18 protein-coding genes are annotated in these 20,313 nt (G+C 65.2%); 6 read left to right on the top strand and 12 right to left on the bottom strand.

Going from position 1 to position 20,313, the window contains the following annotated elements; translation table 11 throughout:
* Positions 1-227: 227 nt before the first annotated feature.
* Together BRX37_RS08230 and BRX37_RS08225 are read left to right on the top strand one after the other, a co-directional pair.
* A complete protein-coding gene (locus BRX37_RS08230; RefSeq protein WP_125986430.1) occupies positions 228-920 on the top strand; it encodes a Bax inhibitor-1/YccA family protein in 693 nt (230 codons plus the stop codon).
* A 2-nt stretch (positions 921-922) separates the two neighbouring features.
* A complete protein-coding gene (locus BRX37_RS08225; RefSeq protein WP_125986258.1) occupies positions 923-1,204 on the top strand; it encodes a TFIIB-type zinc ribbon-containing protein in 282 nt (93 codons plus the stop codon).
* A 50-nt stretch (positions 1,205-1,254) separates the two neighbouring features.
* Here the strand turns inward: BRX37_RS08225 and BRX37_RS08220 are convergent, their stop codons facing one another.
* The 3 genes from BRX37_RS08220 to BRX37_RS08210 are packed head-to-tail and all read right to left on the bottom strand — an operon-like array spanning position 1,255 to position 5,739.
* Positions 1,255-1,800: a hypothetical protein gene (locus BRX37_RS08220; protein WP_125986256.1), complete on the bottom strand. Its 546-nt coding sequence runs from the start codon at positions 1,798-1,800 to the stop codon at positions 1,255-1,257.
* Between the two features lies 1 nt (position 1,801).
* The gene (gene polA, locus BRX37_RS08215) at positions 1,802-4,600 is read right to left on the bottom strand and encodes a DNA polymerase I (protein ID WP_125986254.1); all 2,799 of its coding nucleotides are present in this window, start codon (positions 4,598-4,600) and stop codon (positions 1,802-1,804) included.
* Between the two features lie 47 nt (positions 4,601-4,647).
* Complete coding sequence (locus tag BRX37_RS08210; RefSeq protein ID WP_125986252.1) at positions 4,648-5,739, bottom strand: FUSC family protein; 1,092 nt, start codon at positions 5,737-5,739, stop codon at positions 4,648-4,650.
* A gap of 105 nt (positions 5,740-5,844) precedes the next feature.
* Between BRX37_RS08210 and BRX37_RS08205 the strand changes: the two genes are divergently transcribed.
* A complete protein-coding gene (locus BRX37_RS08205) occupies positions 5,845-6,648 on the top strand; it encodes a transporter (RefSeq protein WP_125986428.1) in 804 nt (267 codons plus the stop codon).
* Between the two features lie 61 nt (positions 6,649-6,709).
* Here BRX37_RS08205 and BRX37_RS08200 read toward each other — a convergent pair whose 3' ends face one another.
* Positions 6,710-7,858: a serine hydrolase gene (locus BRX37_RS08200; protein ID WP_037517655.1), complete on the bottom strand. Its 1,149-nt coding sequence runs from the start codon at positions 7,856-7,858 to the stop codon at positions 6,710-6,712.
* A gap of 155 nt (positions 7,859-8,013) precedes the next feature.
* On the opposite strand from BRX37_RS08200, the gene BRX37_RS08195 reads away from it, so the two are divergent.
* Positions 8,014-8,856 (top strand): alpha/beta fold hydrolase, encoded by an 843-nt coding sequence (locus tag BRX37_RS08195; RefSeq protein WP_125986250.1) that lies wholly within the window; start codon positions 8,014-8,016, stop codon positions 8,854-8,856.
* Positions 8,857-8,973: 117 nt separating this feature from the next.
* Here the strand turns inward: BRX37_RS08195 and nadB are convergent, their stop codons facing one another.
* The 8 genes from nadB to BRX37_RS08155 form a co-directional block, all read right to left on the bottom strand.
* Positions 8,974-10,593, bottom strand: coding sequence for an L-aspartate oxidase (gene nadB, locus BRX37_RS08190; protein WP_125986248.1), 1,620 nt, complete (start codon positions 10,591-10,593; stop codon positions 8,974-8,976).
* A gap of 101 nt (positions 10,594-10,694) precedes the next feature.
* Positions 10,695-11,624 (bottom strand): ABC transporter ATP-binding protein, encoded by a 930-nt coding sequence (locus tag BRX37_RS08185; protein WP_004208122.1) that lies wholly within the window; start codon positions 11,622-11,624, stop codon positions 10,695-10,697.
* 206 nt (positions 11,625-11,830) lie between these two features.
* The gene (locus BRX37_RS08180) at positions 11,831-12,118 is read right to left on the bottom strand and encodes a terminase small subunit (protein WP_125986246.1); all 288 of its coding nucleotides are present in this window, start codon (positions 12,116-12,118) and stop codon (positions 11,831-11,833) included.
* A gap of 84 nt (positions 12,119-12,202) precedes the next feature.
* Positions 12,203-12,628, bottom strand: coding sequence for a RidA family protein (locus BRX37_RS08175; RefSeq protein WP_125986426.1), 426 nt, complete (start codon positions 12,626-12,628; stop codon positions 12,203-12,205).
* A gap of 19 nt (positions 12,629-12,647) precedes the next feature.
* A complete protein-coding gene (locus BRX37_RS08170) occupies positions 12,648-13,907 on the bottom strand; it encodes an aminotransferase class V-fold PLP-dependent enzyme (RefSeq protein WP_125986244.1) in 1,260 nt (419 codons plus the stop codon).
* Positions 13,904-15,040, bottom strand: a complete 1,137-nt coding sequence (locus BRX37_RS08165) for an aminotransferase class I/II-fold pyridoxal phosphate-dependent enzyme (RefSeq protein WP_125986242.1) — start codon at positions 15,038-15,040, stop codon at positions 13,904-13,906. The genes BRX37_RS08170 and BRX37_RS08165 overlap by 4 nt, the downstream gene beginning before the upstream one ends.
* A 157-nt stretch (positions 15,041-15,197) precedes the next feature.
* The gene (locus BRX37_RS08160; protein ID WP_097384275.1) at positions 15,198-17,768 is read right to left on the bottom strand and encodes a TonB-dependent receptor plug domain-containing protein; all 2,571 of its coding nucleotides are present in this window, start codon (positions 17,766-17,768) and stop codon (positions 15,198-15,200) included.
* A gap of 251 nt (positions 17,769-18,019) precedes the next feature.
* Positions 18,020-18,622, bottom strand: coding sequence for a TlpA family protein disulfide reductase (locus BRX37_RS08155; RefSeq protein ID WP_125986240.1), 603 nt, complete (start codon positions 18,620-18,622; stop codon positions 18,020-18,022).
* A 43-nt stretch (positions 18,623-18,665) separates the two neighbouring features.
* On the opposite strand from BRX37_RS08155, the gene argH reads away from it, so the two are divergent.
* The gene (gene argH / locus BRX37_RS08150) at positions 18,666-20,033 is read left to right on the top strand and encodes an argininosuccinate lyase (protein ID WP_125986424.1); all 1,368 of its coding nucleotides are present in this window, start codon (positions 18,666-18,668) and stop codon (positions 20,031-20,033) included.
* Positions 20,034-20,038: 5 nt separating this feature from the next.
* A complete protein-coding gene (locus tag BRX37_RS08145; RefSeq protein WP_004208112.1) occupies positions 20,039-20,305 on the top strand; it encodes a hypothetical protein in 267 nt (88 codons plus the stop codon).
* Positions 20,306-20,313: the final 8 nt, after the last annotated feature.

Here is a 20,313-nt window from a genome sequence, read left to right as displayed (position 1 = left end):
CCTTGCGCGATCGTCCGGGCGACCCGATATTGGCTGTGCGGACCGGGCCCCTCTGGCGACATGGATCTCTTCCCCCTTGATCCAGGTCGCGATGTCGGACCGCATCGGGTGCGCCCGGTGCAGGTTTTGTGGCAATTCCCCCCTCTTTTTGCCGCAGGAGACCGCACCGGGCTCACTCGAACCACATTTATGATGGAGTGAGTGAAGCCGTGAACAATCCCGTACGCATGCCGGGCTATGGTGCCAGCCAGACGGCGCAGACCGATGCTGGCGTGCGCGCGCACATGCTCGGCGTTTTCCGCAATATGGGCATCGGCCTGGTCATCACCGGCCTGGTCGCCGCCCTGGTCGGCAATACCCCCGTGCTGGCCGCTGCCATCTTCGGCACGCCGCTGAAGTGGGTCGCGATCTTCGCGCCGCTGGCCTTTGTCTTCTTCTTCAGCTTCCGCATCGACAAGATGACGACGGCTGGCGCGCGCACTGCCTTCTACGCCTTCGCGGCGGTGATGGGTGTGTCGCTGGGCAGCGTCTTCCTGGTCTTCACCGGCGGCAGCATCGCCCAGGCCTTCTTCTCGGCGGCGGTGATGTTCCTCGCCATGGCGCTCTGGGGCTATACCACCCAGCGTGACCTGACCAAGATGGGCAGCTTCCTGATGATGGGCCTGATCGGCATCGTCGTCGCCAGCCTGATCAACATCTTCATCGGCTCGTCGGCCATGGCGATGGTCATCTCGATCATCGGCGTGGTGGTCTTCACCGGCCTCACCGCCTGGGACGTGCAGCGCATCAAGTCGGAATATTTCTACTATGCCGGCCATGAGGTGGCGCAGAAGATGCAGGTGATGGGTGCGCTGTCGCTCTACCTCAACTTCGTCAACCTGTTCCAGATGCTGCTGAGCCTGACCGGCGAGCGCGAATAAGCATGCGGGATCAGGCCACCGTGTCGGCCATGCTCTGCCCGGTCTGCCATGTGGGGCTCCACATGAGCGACCGGCAGGGGGTGGAAATCGACTATTGCCCGCAATGTCGCGGTGACTGGCTGGACCGGGGCGAACTCGACAAGATCATCGAGCGTTCGGTTCAGTCGGCCCCGGCCCCCGCCGCGCCACAGATGAGCTACCGCCCGGACCGCGACTATCGTCAGGATGGGCGCGGCTATCCCAAGAAACGCAGGAAGAGCTTTCTGGAAGAGTTGTTCGATTGAGAAAAAGGCCGGTCCCGATGGGGCCGGCCTTTTTTTAATTCAGATATGGCTCAGCTTTTGAGGAAGTGGATCATTGCGAACAGGAATATGAGGAATGCGGCGCAAGCGCCCCACGAGATCACCAGTCCGCCACTTTCGTATTCATAGCCGTTGCGAATTATGGTTCTGCGGGCGATGGGTGGAAAGGCGCAGCCAATGCCCGTCGAAACGCCTTTCCATTCGTCATCTTGCCGCAATTGCAAGGATGTCCAGTAAGGCCGGCGCCATCCAATAGGGTGATAAAGGACCGCTCTGGCGTCCCCCGTAATCAGACCATCAACAATCTTCGTGATGAGTAACCATTTATCCTCGGCATCTGCAGGGAATATATGTGCGGACCATTGATCGCCTCCGCACACAAATTCATCGCCTTGAAGTGAAAGCCAGAGTTGAAAGTCCAATCCTGCCTGCTTTCGATAAAAGCAGGCCAGTTCGACAGGCGCACTTTCGTCCCACTCGATCGCCAGTTCGTGTCGGAATGCCACGTCCTCAAAAAGCGCGCGACATTGTTCGACTAAACGATCGTCCCAGTCCCAATCTCTAGCTGGCATGGCCATTTCAATGCGCCGCGCCCCAGCTTGGGCCGGTGCCGATTTCCACGCCCAGCGGCACGGACAGGCTGACCATCGGTTCGGCCGCGCTCTCCATGACCTGGCGGATCACTTTGCTCGCCGCCTCGACATCGCCTTCGGGCAGCTCGAACACCAGTTCGTCATGCACCTGCAGCAGCATGCGCACGCGGGGCAGGCCGGCGGCTTCGAGCGCCGGGCCCATGCGCGCCATCGCCCGCTTGATGATGTCGGCACTGGTGCCCTGGATCGGCGCGTTGATCGCGGCGCGTTCGGCGCCCTGCCGTTCGTGCTGGACCGGTGCCTTGATGCGCGGGAACCAGGTCTTGCGGCCGAACAGGGTTTCGGTGAAGCCGTTGGCGCGCGCTTTCTCCAGTGTCTCGTTGATATAGACGCTGATGCCGGGGAAGCGCTCATAATAGCGGCTGATCATGTCCTGCGCCTCGTCGGCGCTGATTTCCAGCCGGCCGGCCAGGCCCCAGCGCGAAATGCCGTAAAGGATCGCGAAGTTGATCGTCTTGGCGCGGCCGCGCGTGTCGCGATTGACCTCGCCGAACAATTCCATGGCCGTGCGGTTATGAATATCTTCGCCCTGCTCGAACGCATCCTTGAGCGCGGGGACGTCGGCCATGTGCGCGGCCAGGCGCAGCTCGATCTGGCTATAGTCGGCCGCCAGGATGACATTGCCGGGTTCGGCGACGAAGGCATGGCGGATCTGCCGGCCGATCTCGGTGCGGATCGGGATATTCTGCAGGTTGGGATCGGTCGAGGACAGGCGGCCGGTCTGGGCGCCGGTCAGCGAGTAGCTGGTATGGACCCGGCCGGTGTCGCGGTTGATCTGCTGCTGCAGCGCGTCGGTATAGGTCGACTTGAGCTTGGAGAGCTGGCGCCATTCCAGCACCAGCCCGCAAATGGCCGAGCCTTCGGCCTTGAGCTTCTCCAGCACGGTAACGTCGGTGGAGTAGGTGCCGCTCTTGCCCTTCTTGCCGCCTTTGAGGCCCATTTCATCGAACAGCACGACGCCGAGCTGCTGCGGCGATCCGATGGTGAAGGGATGGCCGGCCAGTTCGTATATCTCGGCTTCGAGGCCAGCGATCGACTGGGAGAAGCTGCCCGAGAGACGGGACAGGGCTTCGCGGTCGACCTTGATGCCCTGCCGCTCCATGCCGGCCACCACCGGGATCAGCGGCCGGTCGACCAGTTGGTAGACCCGCGTCGCGCCCTCGGCCGGCAGGCGGCCCGACAGCTTGTGCCACAGGCGCCAGGTGACCTCGGCATCCTCGGCGGCATAGGCGGTGGCCTTGTCGAGCGGCACATGAGCGAAGCTGATCGCCTTCTTGCCGGTGCCAGTCACTTCCTTGAAGCTGATGCAGGTGTGATTGAGGTGGACGCTCGCCGCCTCGTCCATGCCATGGCCGCCCAGCGACTTGCCGGCGTCGAGGTCGAAGCTCATCACCATCGAATCGTCGATCGGCGTCACCTCCAGCCCGACGCGAGCCAGGACGTTGAGGTCATATTTGATATTATGGCCGACCTTGAGCACCGCATCGTCGGCGAGCAGGGGCTTGAGCAAACGGATCGCGTCATCGAGCGCGATCTGCTGCGGCACTTCGCCGAACATGTCGTCCGCGGAGCGATGGGCGAGCGGGATATAGCAGGCGCGGCCGGGGCCAGTGGACAGGCTGATGCCGACCAGGCCTGATTCCATGCTGTCGAGCGCATCGGTCTCGGTATCGACCGCGACCACGCCGAGCGCGCGGGCTTCGTCGATCCAGACTTGCAGCGCCTCGACCGTGGTGACGGTTTCATAAAGGGCGCAGTCGATCGGCGGATGCTCGACCTCGATTACCGGGGGGGGCGGTGGTGCGTCGGCGCTGCCGGTCGCAGCGGCCGCGCTGGCGACCGCAACCGTGGCGGCCGGCGCGCCCAGGCGGTTGAGCAGGGTCTTGAAGCCGTGATGCGACAGGAAGGCCTGCAACGGCTCCTTGGGAATGCCCTTCAAGGTCAGGTCGTCCAGCGGCTCGGGCAGGTCCATGCTGTCATGCAGCGCGACCAGCCGGCGTGACAGGCGCGCCATGTCGGCGTGGGCGATCAGGTTTTCCTGCATCTTCGACTTCTTCATCGAAGGGGCCGCGTCCAGCGCTGCTTCCAGCGTGCCATATTCGGTGATCAGCTTGGCCGCGGTCTTGGGGCCGATGCCCGGCACGCCCGGCACATTGTCGACGCTGTCGCCCATCAGCGCCAGCACGTCGCCCAGTTGCTCGGGCAGCACGCCGAACTTGCCCATGACATAGTCGGCGCCGCGCCGCTCATTCTTCATCGTGTCGTACATGTCGACGCCGGGCTGGATCAGCTGCATCAGATCCTTGTCGGAACTGACGATGGTGACATGCCAGCCGGCGCGCACGGCGGCCTGGGTGTAGCTGGCGATGATGTCGTCCGCCTCGAACCCGGCTTCCTCGATGCAGGGGAGGGAGAAGGCGCGGGTGGCGTCGCGGATCATCGGGAACTGGGGTACCAGATCCTCGGGCGCGGGCGGCCGGTTCGCCTTATACTGGTCATACATGTCGTTGCGGAAGGTGTGGCTGCCCTTGTCCAGCACGACGGCCAGATGGGTCGGGCCTTCCGCTTTGCCCAACTCCTCGGCCAGCTTCCACAGCATGGTGGTATAGCCATAGACCGCGCCGACCGGCTGGCCATGCTGGTTGGTGAGCGGCGGAAGCTGGTGATAGGCGCGGAAGATATAGCCGCTGCCGTCGACCAGATAGAGATGATTCTGCTGAGACATGGGGCAGGGGATAGCGGGGATTGGCCCGCCGCTCCAGTGCCGGGCGCTTATACGCCGCCGCTCTCGCCGCTGGACGGGGCGGTCGCTTCGTCGGCGCGCCGACCACGCAGCATGTGGCCGACCAACAGCACCGGCATCAGCACGGCCATGCCGATGAAGATCGCCATCAGCCGCTCGATGCCCGGTTCCAGCACCAGCTGGTCATATCGGTCGGGCACCAGCATCACCAGCACCGCCAGGGTGAACTGGGTGCCGACATAGCGATGGGTCGGATCGCCATTTTCCAGATGCCGGCCCAGCATCACGCCGATCGCGGTGGCGCCGAGCAGCAGCGCCATATTGTCGGCACCCGCGACCAGGAAGAAGGCCGCGAACAGGGCGCCGCCGATGCAGCCGATCATCCGTTGCAGGATGCGCTGGCTGACCGGGGCGAGGCCGCTCGATCCGATGCCGGTGACCGGCAGCAGCATCACCGCCATGATCATGATCGCGCCCTGCGCCAGCGCGGGTACGGGAATCCAGGCATTGAGCGCCACCAGCAGCGCCAGCGCCACGCCGGCCTGCAGCGCGTGGCGCAGTGAATCCCCGTGCCAGCCCGCGCCGGTCGCGGCGGGCGTGCGCTTGGCCGGCCAGCGGCGGCGCAGGGTCAGGGTGGAGGCCAGGCTGACGATCAGGCTGGCGGCGATGCCGGCCAGCGTTTCCAGCACGCGGGTCTGGACGAATTCGGGCAGGGCGATCGCGGGATGCTCGATCTTGTCGAGCACGACCATCGCATAGGTCAGGCCGAAGAAGAGCCAGGCATAGGAACGGCGCGAGGTGATCGCGGCATAGAGGCTGATCGTGCCCATCAGCGCCAGCGCCGCGGCGGCGGCGGGCCAGTAGCCGACAATGAAGGGCGCGCTGCCCAGCGCGATCAGCCCGCCCGCGACCGTACCGACGATCCGCAGCACGCCGCGCGCCAGCGTTTCGGCGGCATGGCCACGCATCACCATATAGCCGGCAAAGGCGGCCCAGGAGACATGGGTGGCGCCGAGCAGATGGGCGAGCAGGATCGCGCCCAGCACCGACAGCGCGCATTCCAGTTCATCGATGGTGCGCGGCGTCACGCGGTCGAGCAGCGAGGAAAAGGGGCGCGGCATAGGGACTTAGTGCCGCAGCGGGACAGTAAAGGCCAGCGCGGGATATTTGCCGCTTCCTATCCGTTTCGTTGCGCTGGAAACAGATTGGGAAGGGGAGGACATGTGATGCGGGCATGGGGCGCGGCGATCCTGATGGCGATGGCGGCGCAGGGTGGTGCGGCCTGGGCGCAGGACGAACGGGAATTCTGCGCTGACCGGCCGGGGCTCGATACCCCGCCTTGCACCATGGCACCGGGCAAGGTTCAGGTCGAACTGGGGCTGGGCGACTGGACCCGCGAACAGGATGCGGAGAGCCGCACCGACACCGTGAACTTCGGCGACGCGCTGCTGCGCATCGGCCTGACCGACAGCCTGGAAGCGCAACTGGGCTGGACCGCCTTTGGCCATGTGCGCACGCGCGATCGGGTAACCGGCGCGGTCGAGAAGGACAGCGGCATCGGCGACATGCGCGTCGCATTGCGGCAGAATCTGCGCAATCCCGATGGTTCGGGCTTCTCGATCGCGGTCATGCCCTATGCCAGCCTGCCGACTGGCGGCGACGCGATCGGCGAGGGTGACTGGGGCGCCGGGATGCTGGTGCCGATCAGCTATGATCTGGGCCATGGCCTGACGCTCCAGGCCACGCCAGAAGTCGACGCGGCGGTCGATGAGGATGGCGATGGCCGGCATCTCGCCTATGGCAGCGTCGCCGGGCTGGGCTTCGACATCAGCGACAGCCTGTCCGGATCGATCGAGGCGTCGCTGATGCGCGACGATGATCCCAACGGCCATGCCACCCAGGCGCTGGCCGGCCTGTCGCTGGGCTGGCAGGCGGGCGACGACATGCAGTTCGACTTCGGAGGCAATCTGGGCCTCAACCACGATAGCCCCGATGCAGAACTCTATGTCGGCGTGGTCAGGCGCTTCTGATCCTTAGAGCATCCTCCGATTAGGGTGAATCGGAGGATGCTCTAATTTTCTTCAGAATGCTCTAGCGCTTCTCGTGATTGGCAACCACAGCGCGCGAGACGGCCTGCATCAACTGCCAGCGTTCCGGAATCGACACGGTGGTGCTGCCAATCATCACCGCAACCGCATAGCTGGTGCCGTCGGGCGCGGTCATGATGCCGACATCATTATAGCCGGTCGATCGCGGCGGCAGATCCTGCCCGGTGCCGGTCTTGTGCATATAGGTCCAGCTATGGGGGACGCCGCCCTTGATCCGTTGCGGCCCGGTCTTGGCTTCCTCCATGAAGTTCATCAGCACGCGGGCCGATGCGGAAGAGAGCATGTCGCCTTCCTTGAGCTTGGCCAGCGCCTGCACGATCGACGCCGGCGCGGCGCCATCGGGCGGGCTGGCGAGATAATTGTCGAGCGCCTTCTGCCGCACCGACATCGGCAGCGCGGCGCGGGCGGCGTAGAAATTGCGGCCGATCGAATAATCCTGTCGCCAGTCGAGGCCGGCGGTGGTCGATTGCAGCAGCCGTTCGCCCGGACCAAAGCGGATATTGGCGATGTGGCGGCGCGCCAGATAGCCGCGCACCGCGTCCGGCCCGCCGACCGCGCGCAGAAGCGTGTCGTTGGCAGTATTGTCGCTCTGCGTCATCGCGCGGCGCATCAGGTCGGAATAGGTGGTGGTCCAGCCGCCCGATCCCACCATCGCCGCGCTCGGCTGGTGGAACAGGGTCAGATCCTTCTTCGTGATGGTGGTCGAATCGGCGAGACGAATCTTGCCGCGATCGACCGCGTCCAGGAAGGTCATCGACACCCACAGCTTCGACACGCTCTGCTGTGGAAACAGGGCATTGCCATTATAGGCGACGGTCCAGTCCGCCCCGACCCGGCGCACCGCGATGCCGACCTTGCCGCGGAAGCTCTGACCCAGATTCTGGATCACGCTGACGAGTGCGGGCGAGGGCTGCTCGCGCTGGTCGATATCCTTGAACGGGGCGGGGGGATTGGCGACCTGCTTGATCGGCCATGTGTTGGTCGTGGGCTGCACCGTCTGGCGCGGCGGATTATTCGGTCGCGCGCTGCTGGCCTGGGCACCCGGCTGGGGTGGCGCGCCGACGCAGGCGGACAAGGCAACCACCGCAAGCACAAGGCGCGACGAGACGCGCCTGCTATCATTCGAACTCATCACTAACCCCGCACTTCAAGCCGTTACAAGGCGCGGCGACCCGCATTGTAGGCAAGGACGATGCGACGAATGATTCCACAATTGCGATGTAAGGAGTCTGAACGGCGGAACGGCGCTCAGTTGCGGTTCAGCGGCGGGGCGGCAATAGGGAGCGGATGACGGACGGACTGATGGATCGACGCAGCCTGCTCTGCGGCGCGGGCGCACTGGCGGCGGGATGGGCGATGCCGGCACTGGCGGCGGATTTTGCCTCGCGCCGGATCATGGTGACGGTGCGCGGCAGCGGCCGGGACGTGCTGCTGATCCCCGGTCTTGCCAGCGGTCCGGGCATCTGGAACGGCGTGACGGGACAGATGCCGGGCTATCGCTGGCATCTGGTCCATGTCCGCGGCTTTGCTGGACTGGCCGCCGACGCCAATGGCAGCGGGCCGGTGGTGCAGCCGGTGGCGGACGAGATTGCCCGCTACATCGCTGCCGCGGGACTGCGGCGGCCGGCGGTGGTCGGGCACAGCATGGGCGGCACGCTGGCGATGATGCAGGGCCTAAAAGGCCTCGCCAGCCGGGTGATGGTGGTCGACATGCTGCCCGCCGGCGCGGCGATGGTCGGCGGCACCGCCAATGGCATGGGCTATCTGGCCGACCAGCTCAGCCAATATTTCACCGGCACGGCGGCCGGGCGCCGTTACCTCGCCCAGATCGTCGCGCAGGCGCCGGGGGCGGAGGGCAGCAATCCGGAGGTGATCGCTACCGCGCTGCGTGACCTGGCCAATACCGATCTTGGTCCCCAGCTCGGCCGGATCGGGGTGCCGATGTCGGTGGTCTATGCCGTCGGCACGGACCAGGCCCAGTCGGTCGAGATCACCCGGCGCTTCCGGGCTGCCTATGCGGCCAAGAAGGACGCGAAGCTGCTGCCGATCGGGCCGAGCGGCCATGTCGTGATGGCCGACCAGCCGACCCGGTTCAACGCGGCGCTCGGCAATTTCCTCAAAGGCGTTTGACCTCGATCAAAGCGCCGGTCTGGATCGGCGCTAATTTGGTCGGCGAGACGACGCCCCTGGCGTTTGCTCCTCCTCCCTTCAAAGGCGCGGCTGCCCGGCCGCGCCTCTTTTTTTGGGTCAGGGCGCCAGCACCGTGTCGACGGCTTGCGCCAGCGTCTCGGGATAGTCGAGCGTGTAGTGCAGGCCCCGGCTTTCCTTGCGATGGAGCGCCGAGCGGACCACCAGCCGCGCGACTTCCAGCAGGTTGCGCAGCTCGATCAGGTCCGGCGTGACTCGGAAATTGCCGTAATATTCATCGACTTCCTTCGACAGCAGGTCGATGCGATGCTGGGCGCGCTCCAGCCGCTTGGTGGTGCGGACGATGCCGACATAGTCCCACATGAAGCGGCGGATTTCCTTCCAGTTATGCTGGACGATGACCTCTTCGTCGCCATTGGTGACGCGGCTTTCGTCCCACGGCCGGATTGGCGGCGGGGCGGGCAGTTCGTCCCAATGGGCGCGGATATGTTTGGCCGCCGCCTCGCCGAAGACGAAACATTCGAGCAGCGAGTTGGAGGCGAGGCGATTGGCGCCGTGCAGACCGCTTTCGGTCACTTCGCCCGCGGCATAGAGGCCGGGCAGGTCGGTGCGACCGTCCAGGTCGATGATGACGCCGCCACAGGTATAATGCTGCGCCGGGACGACCGGGATCGGTTCCTTGGTGATGTCGATATCGAGATCGAGCAGCCGGGCATAGATGGTCGGGAAATGCTGCTTCACGAACTCGGGCGGCTTGTGGCTGATGTCGAGATGGACATAGTCGAGGCCAAGCCGCTTGATCTCATGGTCGATCGCGCGCGCCACCACGTCGCGCGGCGCCAGTTCGGCGCGGGGATCGAAACGGGGCATGAAACGCTCGCCACCGCCGGGCACGCCGGGCGGGAGCTTGAGGTGGCCGCCTTCGCCGCGCACCGCCTCGGTAATCAGGAAATTCTTGACCTCCAGATTATAGAGGCAGGTCGGGTGGAACTGGTTCATCTCCATGTTCGACACGCGGCAGCCCGCGCGCCAGGCCATGGCGATACCGTCGCCGGTCGCGCCACGCGGCGCGGTGGAGAAGAGATAGGTGCGGCCCGCGCCGCCGGTGCAGAGGATGGTCGCGCGGCCGAGGATCGTGTCGACATGGCCGGTCTGCTTGTTAAAGGCATAGACGCCCCAGACATGGCCGTCGCCCGAATAGCGTTCGCCATGGCGCGAGGTGATGAGGTCGACCGCGACCATATCCTCCATCAGGGTGATGTTGGGATTGGCGCGCGCGGCCTTGAGCAATGCGACCTGCACGGCATGGCCGGTGGCGTCGTCGACATGGACGATGCGGCGATGGCTGTGGCCGCCCTCGCGCGTCAAATGCCAGCGTTCGCCAAACTCGTCGCCATCCCCCTCTTCATTGGGATTGAAGGGCACGCCCAGTGCGGCCAGCCGCTCGATCGCGGCGGGGGCTTCGGACACGACGAACTCGACCGTGTCCTGATCGTTGAGGCCGGCGCCCGCGACCATCGTGTCATGGACATGGGCCGCAAAACTGTCACCCGCGTCGAGTACCGCGGCAATGCCGCCCTGCGCCCAGTTGGTCGATCCGCCATCCAGCGCGCCCTTGGCCAGCACCACCACCTTGCGGTCCTGCGCGAGGTTGATGGCGGCTGTCAGCCCGGCCGCGCCGGAACCGATGATGACGACGTCATGGGTGATGGTGGGCATATATATTCACTCTCCGGGCTTTTGCCCTATCCCGTTCGGTTCGAGCCTGTCGAGAACCCTGCGCAACGGTTCTCGACAGGCTCGAACCGAACGGGGCTTCTTCAGGCCGCTGCCGTCAGGTTGAGGAAGACATCCTCCAGGTCGGGATCACGGGTCACCACGTCGACGATGGCGAGGCCGCCGGCCTGCACTGCGCTCAGCACCTGGCCCGCATTGGCGCGGTTCTTCATATAGGTGATGGTGAGGGTGCGCTCGTCGGTCAGCTCGACCTTCTCGAAGCTGGGGTCGCTCGGCGGGGCGGTGATGTCGCGGTCGACCGTCACCTGCACCACCTTTTCCTGCGCCATCGCGATCAGCTCGCGGGTCGGCTTGTCGGTGATGACCCGGCCATGGTTGATGATGCCGATGCGGTCGCACAGTTCCTCGGCCTCTTCGAGATAATGGGTGGTGAGGACGATCGTCACCCCCATGGCGTTCAGTTCCTTCACATAGGCCCAGAGCTGCTGGCGCAGCTGCACGTCGACGCCGGCGGTGGGTTCGTCCAGCACCAGGATCGGCGGCGAATGGACCATCGCCTTGGCGACCAGCAGCCGGCGCTTCATGCCGCCCGACAGGGTGCGGGCATAGGCATTGGCCTTGTCCTCCAGATGGACCGCGCGCAGCAGTTCCATCGAGCGGCGCCTGTCCTTGGGCACGCCATAATAGCCGGCCTGGTTCTCCAGCGTCTCGAACGGCGTGAAGAAGGGATCGAAGACGATCTCCTGCGGCACGATGCCGATGCTGTTCTTCGCATTGCGCGGATTGGCGTCGATGTCGAAGCCCCAGATGCTGGCCGAGCCGCTGGTCTTGTTGACGAGGCCGGCGAGGATGTTGATCGTCGTCGACTTGCCCGCGCCATTGGGGCCGAGCAGGCCATAGATCTGGCCACGCGGGATGGTGAGGTTGATCCCGTCGAGCGCGCGCTTGCCGCCCTTATAGACCTTGGTCAGGTCGCGGATCTCGATGGCGGCTTGCGCAGGCTGGTCGGTCATGGCTGATCTCTATGGGGATCGAAGCGGGGGAAGGGAAGGGGCTGAAACGACGCGACAGTTGAAAGTTCACAGTGTCGTGCGTCGCGATTTCCGGGCGATTTCGGCGGAAACGCGCCTGCGACGCGACACGGAAGCGACGCTGAGGTCACGCCGAAGCGACACCGAAGCGACAGTGACGCGACAGCCAGGCGACAGGGACGCGACATTTATCGGCCGATCGGTCCCTTGTGCGGACGGATCGGCGCGAGCGGATCGGCCCGGCGGGCGGCGTGAAGCGCCAGCGCGCTGGCCCAGCTACGGTCGAAGCCGGTGCCGGCCAGCCGATCGCGCAGCCGGTGCGCGCTGGAGCGGGACATGCCGACCATCTGCGCGGCATGGCTGATATTGCCGGTCTCGAGCAGCGCGGCGAGGAAGCGGCGCTGACGATCGGGCGTCCATTGGCGGCGGGGGCGCCGGGTTTCGGGGACGGGCGGATTGGGGAGGGGCTGGTCCATCCGTCAGGATAGATCAGGAAAAGCGCGTGTAGGAAAGACGGGAGGCTCGCCTGCCCGCGACGGTCCAGGCGAGGCCCGGCTGACCTATTTGAACGAGGCCAGGCATTCCACTTCGAGCGGGGCGCCGAGAGCCAGGCCGTCGGCACCGAAGGCGCTGCGAGTGGGCAGGCGCTTGCCCTCGAAATAGCTGACATAGGTGGTGTTGAAGCGCGGCCAGTCGGCCATGTCGTCCAGCATCACCGTGCATTTGACGACATGGCCGAAGTCGAGGCCATTGTCCTTGAGGATCTTGCCGATCGAATCCATCGCATTCTTCACTGCCGCATCGAACCCTTCCTTGTGCGGGTCCATGCCGTCGGGCACCTGACCGATCTGTCCCGACATGTAGAGCATGTCGCCGACCCGGATCGCGGGCGAGAAGGGCAGCTTGGCGGGCAGCGGCTTCTGCGCGGCGGCGGGGGCGGCGATCATCAGGGCGGCGAGAAGGGCGGGGGCGAGCAGCTTTTTCATCATAGGGCTCCGAAAAGGATCAGACGCGGGGCAGGGCGGCGATCAGCCGTTCGACATCCCTGTCATCGTTGAACACCGATGGCGAGATGCGGAAATAATTGTCGTGAACGGATAGGCGCACCTGCGCCCGTGCCAGCGGCTCAGTGAGCAGGCCCTTCGCATTGGGCAGGACGCAGCTCAGCAGCGGGCTGGTCGTGCCCGGCGGGGTGATGAGGCGATAGCCCTTGCGCGGCAGCTCGTCGCGCAACTGGCCGATCAATTGCTGGGCATGGGCCTGGATCGCCGGGACGGTGAGGGTCGAGATATAGCTGATCGAATGATCGAGCATGGCGCTGATCGCCTGGGCATAGGTGCCGGTGCCGAAATGGCCGAGCGCGCCGGGGCGGGCGACATAGCTGGTCGGCGCATCGCCGGGCGGATCGAGCGGGAAGACATGGGTCTGGGGCGGTGAAAGCCCGATGCCGGGCGGTGCACCGGGCGCGGCAAAGCCATAATAGCCATATTCGGTGCGGGGCAGCCGGTCCGCGACGCCGCGCCGGACATAGAGGAAGCCCAGGCCAAAATCGCCCATCAGCCATTTATAGGTGGCGCAGGCGGCGAAATCGACGCCGCTGTCATGCAGGTCGATCGGCACCGCGCCGGCGGCATGGATGATGTCGGCATAGACCAGCGCGCCGACCTTGTGCGCCATCGCGCTGATCGCCTTCAGGTCATGCTGGAAGCCATTATAGGTGGAGACGGCCGAGAGGCTGACCAGCTTGGTTCCGGGCGTGATGGCGCGGGCCATGTCCTCGGGCGCGATGCGGCCCTCGCGCGCCTGCACCCAGGCGACATCGACGCCCTGTTTCGCCATTTCCTGATACATGGGGAAGGCGGCGTAGAAATGGAGCGTGTCGGTGACGACGCGGCCGCCCTCCTTTGGCAAGCCGAGCGCGCGCAGCACCGCCTGCTCGCCCATGGTGGTGGACTGGACCCAGGTGATCTCGTCCGCATCGGCGCCCATCAATGCAGCGAATTTCGCGATCAGCGCGGCGCGATCGACCGGCTTGCGCGCGGCGGCGGCGGGATCGAGCGTGCGGCCGGCGAGATAGGCGTCGGCGGCGGCCTTGGCGCCCAGACTCACCGGATGGGTGGAGGCGCTGTCGAGATAGGCGACCGGGGTGGCTGCAAAGCTGGCCTTGTCGGGGAGCGATGGCGGTGCGGCGACGGCGCGGGCGGCCTGTGCCGCCAGTGGCACGGCAAGCGCTGCGCCCAGCGCCTGGCGCCGGCTGAGGCTCATGCCATGATCCGGGCGAGCGCGGTCTTGAAGGCCTGCATTTCCGCCGGCGTGCCGAAGGAGACGCGGACCCAGTCGTCCATATGCTTGCGTGGGCCGCCGATGAAGATCTTCTCCTTGGCGAGCGCGGCGGTGACATCGGCGCCGGGGCGACCGACATGGATCATCGCGAAGCTGGTCTGCGAGGGCAGATATTTGAGGCCGCGCGCGCCGAGCCAGGCGAAGAGATCGTCGCGCACCGCCTTGTTATAGGCCTTGCGCTGGGGCAGCAGGGTCGGGTCGAGCAGGCTGGCCTCGGCCGCGACCACGGCGGGCATCGGCGTGATGTTGACGCCATAGTCGGCCATGCCGTCGAGCAGATCCTTGCGCCCGGCGATCAGGCCGCAGCGCAGGCCGGCAAGGCCGTAGATTTTCGAGAAGGTGCGGGTGACCAGCACGTCCGCGCCCTTGGCCACCAGGTCGAGGCAGCTTTGCGCATCGCTATAATGAATATAGGCCTCGTCGACGAGCAGGACGGAGCCGGCCGGCTTGTTGGCGAGCAGCCATTCGATGTCGGCGCGCGGGATCGGCAGGCCGGTCGGGTTGTTGGGGTTGCAGAGATAATAGACGCCGGCATCGGGCGCGGCGGCGAGCAGCTTGCGGACGTCGGCGGTGAAATCGCCGGCCAGCGGCAGGGCGACGGCGCGGGTGACCGGCTGGTTGCCCTTGCCCAGGAACCCCTGGTCGAAGGTCGGCTCGAAATAGGCGATCGGGCGGGTTTTCGACGAGTAGGTCAGCGCGACCGAGCGCAATGGCATGAAGGAGCCGGGATGGACCTGGACCTGGTCGGGCGACAGGCCGTTCTGGCGGGCGAACAGGCTTTCGAGCTTCGAGGCGAAGGCCATGCCATAGCGGCCGGCGAGCGGATCGAGCCCGGACAGCGCCTGCAGCGCGGCGGGCGCGGGGCCGAGCGGATTTTCGTTGCTGTTGATGAAGATGCCGTCGGTGAGGGTCGCGACCATCGCCCCCGGATCATCGCTCATCGCCACCTTGCGGTCGCGCTGGGCGAGGGCGGGGGCCGCACCGGCTATTGCCGCCGCGCCCATGGCACCGCGCATCAGCATGCGGCGGCTGAGAGTATCCGGACGGTCGGTCATGGTTTTCGCTTCCCCCTGATGGGGATCGAGGCATCGATCCACATCCCTATCATTGTTGCCGCGTCCTGCGAGCCGCCGGTCGTGCCGACCGGCTTCAGGACGCTGACAAAGCAAAAGGGCCGGTCTCCTGGGAGACCGGCCCTTCAGTTCTAGCCTATCAGAACTTGAAGTCGATACGCGCGTAATAATAGCCGCCCGAGGTGCCGTAGGGGCCAAAGCCATAGGGGCTGTTATAGGTGGTCGACCCGTTGATATAGGGCGACGTGCCCGCCGGGATCGTCACGCCCTTCAGCAGGGCCGGCGTTTCCGGGATCTTGTCGAACAGGTTGTTCGCACCGAGCGAGAAGGTCATGGCGTCGTTGAACGCATAGCTGACTTCCAGATCGGTGATGCCGGTCGGCTTGACCTTCGCTTCATAGATGGTCGGCAGGCCGGCGGCGATCAGCGAAGCGCTCGACACGCCCGGCTGCACCAGCACGCTGGTCTTGCCATAGAAGGTCTCGCGCAGATTGACCGTGAAGGCGCCGCTCTTGAACAGGGCGCCCAGCACGACCTTGTAGTCGGGCGAAGCGTCTTCGACATAGCTTTCAGAGATGTTGCTGAAGACCGTCGGAATCTTGTTCTTGGTGATCTTCGTCTTGTTGTAGTTGGCCGAGACCGACAGGTTCAGGCTGCCGAAGTCCAGGGCCACCGGATAGGCGGCCGAGAAGTCGATGCCCCAGGTGCGGGTGTCGATGCCGTTGGTGAAGCTCTGCGCACCGATGTTCGGCAGCGCCGCGTCAAACACCACGCCAGCTGCCTGCAGCGCCGAGATGATTGCCGGGGCTTCCGCCGTCGCAACGCCGCCCTGGACGGCATAACGGGCCGCGGTCAGGGCGATGCGATCCTTGATCTTGATGAGATAGCCATCAAGCGTGACCGCGAGCTTGGGGATCGGACGGAAGACGAAGCCGCCCGAGAAGTTGGTCGACTTTTCCGGCTTCAGCGCGGAGAAGCCCAGCAGGGTCGCCGCAGGCGAACCGGCCGGCAGCACCGCAACGGCGCTGGTCGGGCCGACGGCCACGGTCGAATAATGCTGTTCGGCCAGCGTCGGCGCACGGAAGCCGGTGCTGACGGTGCCACGGATGGCGACCGCATCGCTGAAGTCGAAGCGGGTGGTGGCCTTGCCGATCAGCGTGTCGCCGAAGTCGGAATAATCTTCGTAACGGCCGGCAAGGTCGACGGTCCATTTTTCGACCGGGTTGACGATGACGTTGATGTAGCCGGCCTTGGCGCTGCGGTTCCAGTCGCCCGCGTCGCTTTCCTTGTAGCCGGGGAAGGACTGAACGCCGGTCTTGTAGGTGGAATAATAGTCGCCCGCGACGATGGTGTAGGTGTCGCGGCGATATTCGCCACCGAAGGCGAAGGTCAGCGGATCGGCCAGGCCAAGATCGAATTCCTTGCGGATGTCGGCCGTGACCGTGGTCTGGCTCAGGCGGAAGCCGCCGTCATAGGCCGAGTCCGGCGTGTTGGGCAGGACGCCCGAACCGTTCAGATACTGGGCATAGGTTTCCTGCCAGACTTCGCGATGGGCCGAATTCTCGGTCCAGATCTCGTTCTTGTCATGGCCATAGGTGGTCGACAGGTCATAGTTCCAGCCGCCGCCAAATTCGCCCTTGGCGCCGACGGTGAAGCTATATTCGTCCTCGGTCACATGCTGCAGCGGGACCATGCCGACGACGCCGGTATTGCCATAGCAGATGCTGGGATCATAAGCCGCCGTGGTGACGCTGCCGCCCAGATTGCCGCTTTCGTAGCAGACGCGCTTGGGGTGGCGATAACCCTGCTTGGCATAGCCGATGCGGCGGGCATAGTTACCGAAGCTGTAGAGTTCGACGCCGCCGAAATCATAGCCCATATTGTAGAAGAATTCGGTCAGATAGGTCTTGGGCTGGCCGCCGTTGATGCCCGCCAGCGCGTCGCCGGTCAGGTTCGACCATTGCGCGGGAGCGTTGGGCTGCAACGAACCGTCGAGCTGCGTCACCTGAACCTGGCCGGTGCCGGTGGTGGTGTAGTCCTGGCGACGGTGGAAACCGCTGAGGTTGAAATAGCCATCCTCGCCCAGCTTGAAGCCGACATTGCCCGAGACCGAGAAGGTTTCGCCTTCGCTGTCGTAATTCTGGCCGCCGGTGATCTTGAAGCTGCCGCCTTCGGTATCGTCCTTCAGGATCAGGTTGATGACGCCGGCGATCGCGTCGGTGCCGTAAACGGCGGCGGCGCCTTCCTGCAGGATTTCGATGCGTTCGACGGCATCAGGCGGAATGAGGTCGAGGCTGGGCGCGGCGGAGCCGCCGAACGGGCCGGTGGCGACCTGAAGAATGGCCGAGCCGTGGCGACGCTTGCCATTGACCAGCAGCAGCGTGTGGTTCGGGCTCAGGCCGCGCAGACGGGCCGACAGCGAGAAGCTCGACATGTCGGTGCCCTGGGTCTGGGCGGTGAAGCTGGGAACGATCTGGGTCAGCGCCTGGTTGAGGTTCGGCTGGCCGACATGGGCGATGGCTTCTTCGCTGAGCACCTGAACGGGTGCGGCAGCTTCGGCGGCCGACATGCCGACGGCACGGGTGCCGGTAACGATGATGGCTGCACCTTCATCGGCCTGCGGTTCCTGCGGTGCTTCCTGCGCCATGGCGCAGGCCGACCAGGATGTCGCAATCACGAGAGAAAGCTTGAGCGCGGAAAGTCTCTTCATTCTATGCCCCCTGATATTGTCATTATCTTGACACTCGGAGGGACGAACGATCTGCGGACTATCCTCTATTGCGCCGCACAAAATTTAAGTAAAAGTGACATATTTCACGCATATTTCAGCGACTGAACTCTGCAGCATATTTTTTGTTGCATCAATGTCGCAATGTTCAATTTTGCATTTTTCATGTGCATTTTGCAATCAACTGGCATGGCGGATTTTTGATCCTGGTTCGTTGTTGATTTACTTGTGCCTCATTCGCCCTTGGCCATGGCGATGAGCTTGCGGGCCTCTGCGCCGGTCCAGTCCATCGCGCCGACGACGCGGGCGACTTCCTTGCCCTTGGCATCATAAAGGACGGTGGTGGGCAGGACGCCGGTGGCATAGCCAAGGCCCAGCTTGTTCTCGGGATCGGTCCAGCCCTTGAGGTGGGGCAGCTTGTGCTTGGCGAAGAAGGGCTTGATCGCGGCCTGGCCCTGCACGTCCTGCGAGATCGTCAAAACGACCAGGCTCCTGTCACCTTCGCTGTCACTTTGCGCGGCGAGGGCGTCGAGCGTCGGCATCTCCGCGACGCAGGGTGCGCACCAGGTCGCCCAGAGATTGACCAGCAGCGGGCGGCCGGCAAAGTCCTGCAGGGTCGTCGTGCCACCCTGCGGATTTTCGAACGCGAAGGTCGGCGCGGGCGTGCCCGCCTTGCTGCGGTCGATCGTGTAGTTGAATTCGCCCTTGGCGCTGCCGCCGGCAGCGGGTTGCACCTCGTCGCCTGTCACCTCGCCGCTGGCGCTCGCATTGGCTTGCCCCGCGGGCGGGGATTGCCTATCGCATGCCGCCAGCCCAGCCAGCAGGAGCAGTGTCATTACCGAGCGCAAGGACGATATCATGGAAGCAGGCTCCAACAGCATGTGGGGTGGCCGGTTCGCGGCCGGCCCGGCATCGATCATGCGTGAGATAAATGCCTCCATCCCCTTCGACAAGCGCTTGTGGAAACAGGATATCGCCGGGTCCAAGGCGCATGTCGCGATGCTGGCCAAGCAGGGCATCGTCGATGGCGAGGATGCGCAGGCGATCACCGAGGGGCTGAACCGGATCGCGGCGGAATATGAAGCCAATGGCGTTCCGGTCAATCTGGACCTGGAAGATATCCACATGGTCACGGAGTCGCGGCTGGCCGAACTGATCGGCCCGGCCGCCGGCCGCCTGCACACCGCGCGCAGCCGCAACGACCAGGTGGCGACCGATTTCCGCCTGTGGGTCCGCGACGCCATGGATGAAGTGATGGCGGGCCTGGCCGGGTTGCAGCAGGCGCTGCTCGCCTGCGCCGAGGAGCATGTCGATGCGGTGATGCCGGGCTTCACCCATCTCCAGTCGGCGCAGCCGGTGACGCTGGGCCATCATCTGATGGCCTATTATGAAATGGTCCGCCGCGACCGCAGCCGCTTTGCCGATGCGCGCGTGCGGCTGGACGAATGCCCGCTGGGCGCCGCCGCGCTGGCCGGCACCGGCTTCCCGATCGATCGCCATGCCACGGCGGCGGCGCTGGGCTTTGCCAAGCCGACCGACAACAGCCTGGACAGCGTGTCGGACCGCGACTTCGCGCTCGACTATCTGATGGCCGCGACGCAGGCGTCGCTGCACCTGTCGCGCCTGGCCGAGGAGTTTATCATCTGGGCGAGCCAGCCCTTCGGCTTCGTCAAGCTGCCCGACGCCTATTCGACCGGCAGCTCGATCATGCCGCAGAAGCGCAATCCCGATGCGGCCGAACTGGTGCGCGGCCATGCCGGCCGGATCATGGGCTGCATGAATGCGCTGTGCGTGACGATGAAGGGCCTGCCGCTCGCCTATTCCAAGGACATGCAGGACGACAAGCCGCCGGTGTTCGAGGCGCATGACCTGCTGGGCCTGTCGATCGCGGCGATGACCGGGATGATCGAGACGGTGACGTTCCGCACCGACCGGATGCGCGGGCTGGCCGAGAGCGGTTTCGCGACCGCGACGGACCTGGCCGACTGGCTGGTGCGCGAGGGCGACATTCCCTTCCGCGAGGCGCATCATATCACCGGGCGTGCGGTGGCGGCGGCGGAGGAAGCCGGCGTGCAGCTGGCCGACCTGCCGCTCGACACGCTCAAGGCCATTGATGCGCGTATCGACGATCGCATCTATGCGGTATTGACGGTCGATGCGTCGGTCGCCAGCCGCAAGAGCCATGGCGGCACGGCGCCCGATCAGGTGCGCGCCCGGATCGCCGCGGCGCGCGCGACACAGGAGTGAGGCAGATGGCACGGCATGTCCGCAACGGGCTGATGATCGGGGCAATGGCGCTGGCGCTGGCCTCCTGTGGTGGCCGTGAATCGCTCAAACCCGTGGCGGGCCAGAAATTGCCTGCCGTGCCGGTGGGGGCGGCGACTGCGCCGACCGCCGCCGACATGATGGATCCGGGCACCCAGGCCCGCCCGGAACGTAACGTCGAACTGCTGACCCAGTCGCGCCAGCGCGGCAATGACGAGTTCGACCTGCCGCCGGAAAGCCGGCCGCAACAATAGTCCCTATT

This window comes from Sphingomonas sp. S-NIH.Pt3_0716, from assembly GCF_003950715.1.
Classification (GTDB): Bacteria; Pseudomonadota; Alphaproteobacteria; order Sphingomonadales; family Sphingomonadaceae; genus Sphingobium; species Sphingobium yanoikuyae_A.
This window is presented reverse-complemented; position numbering and strand designations above follow the sequence as displayed.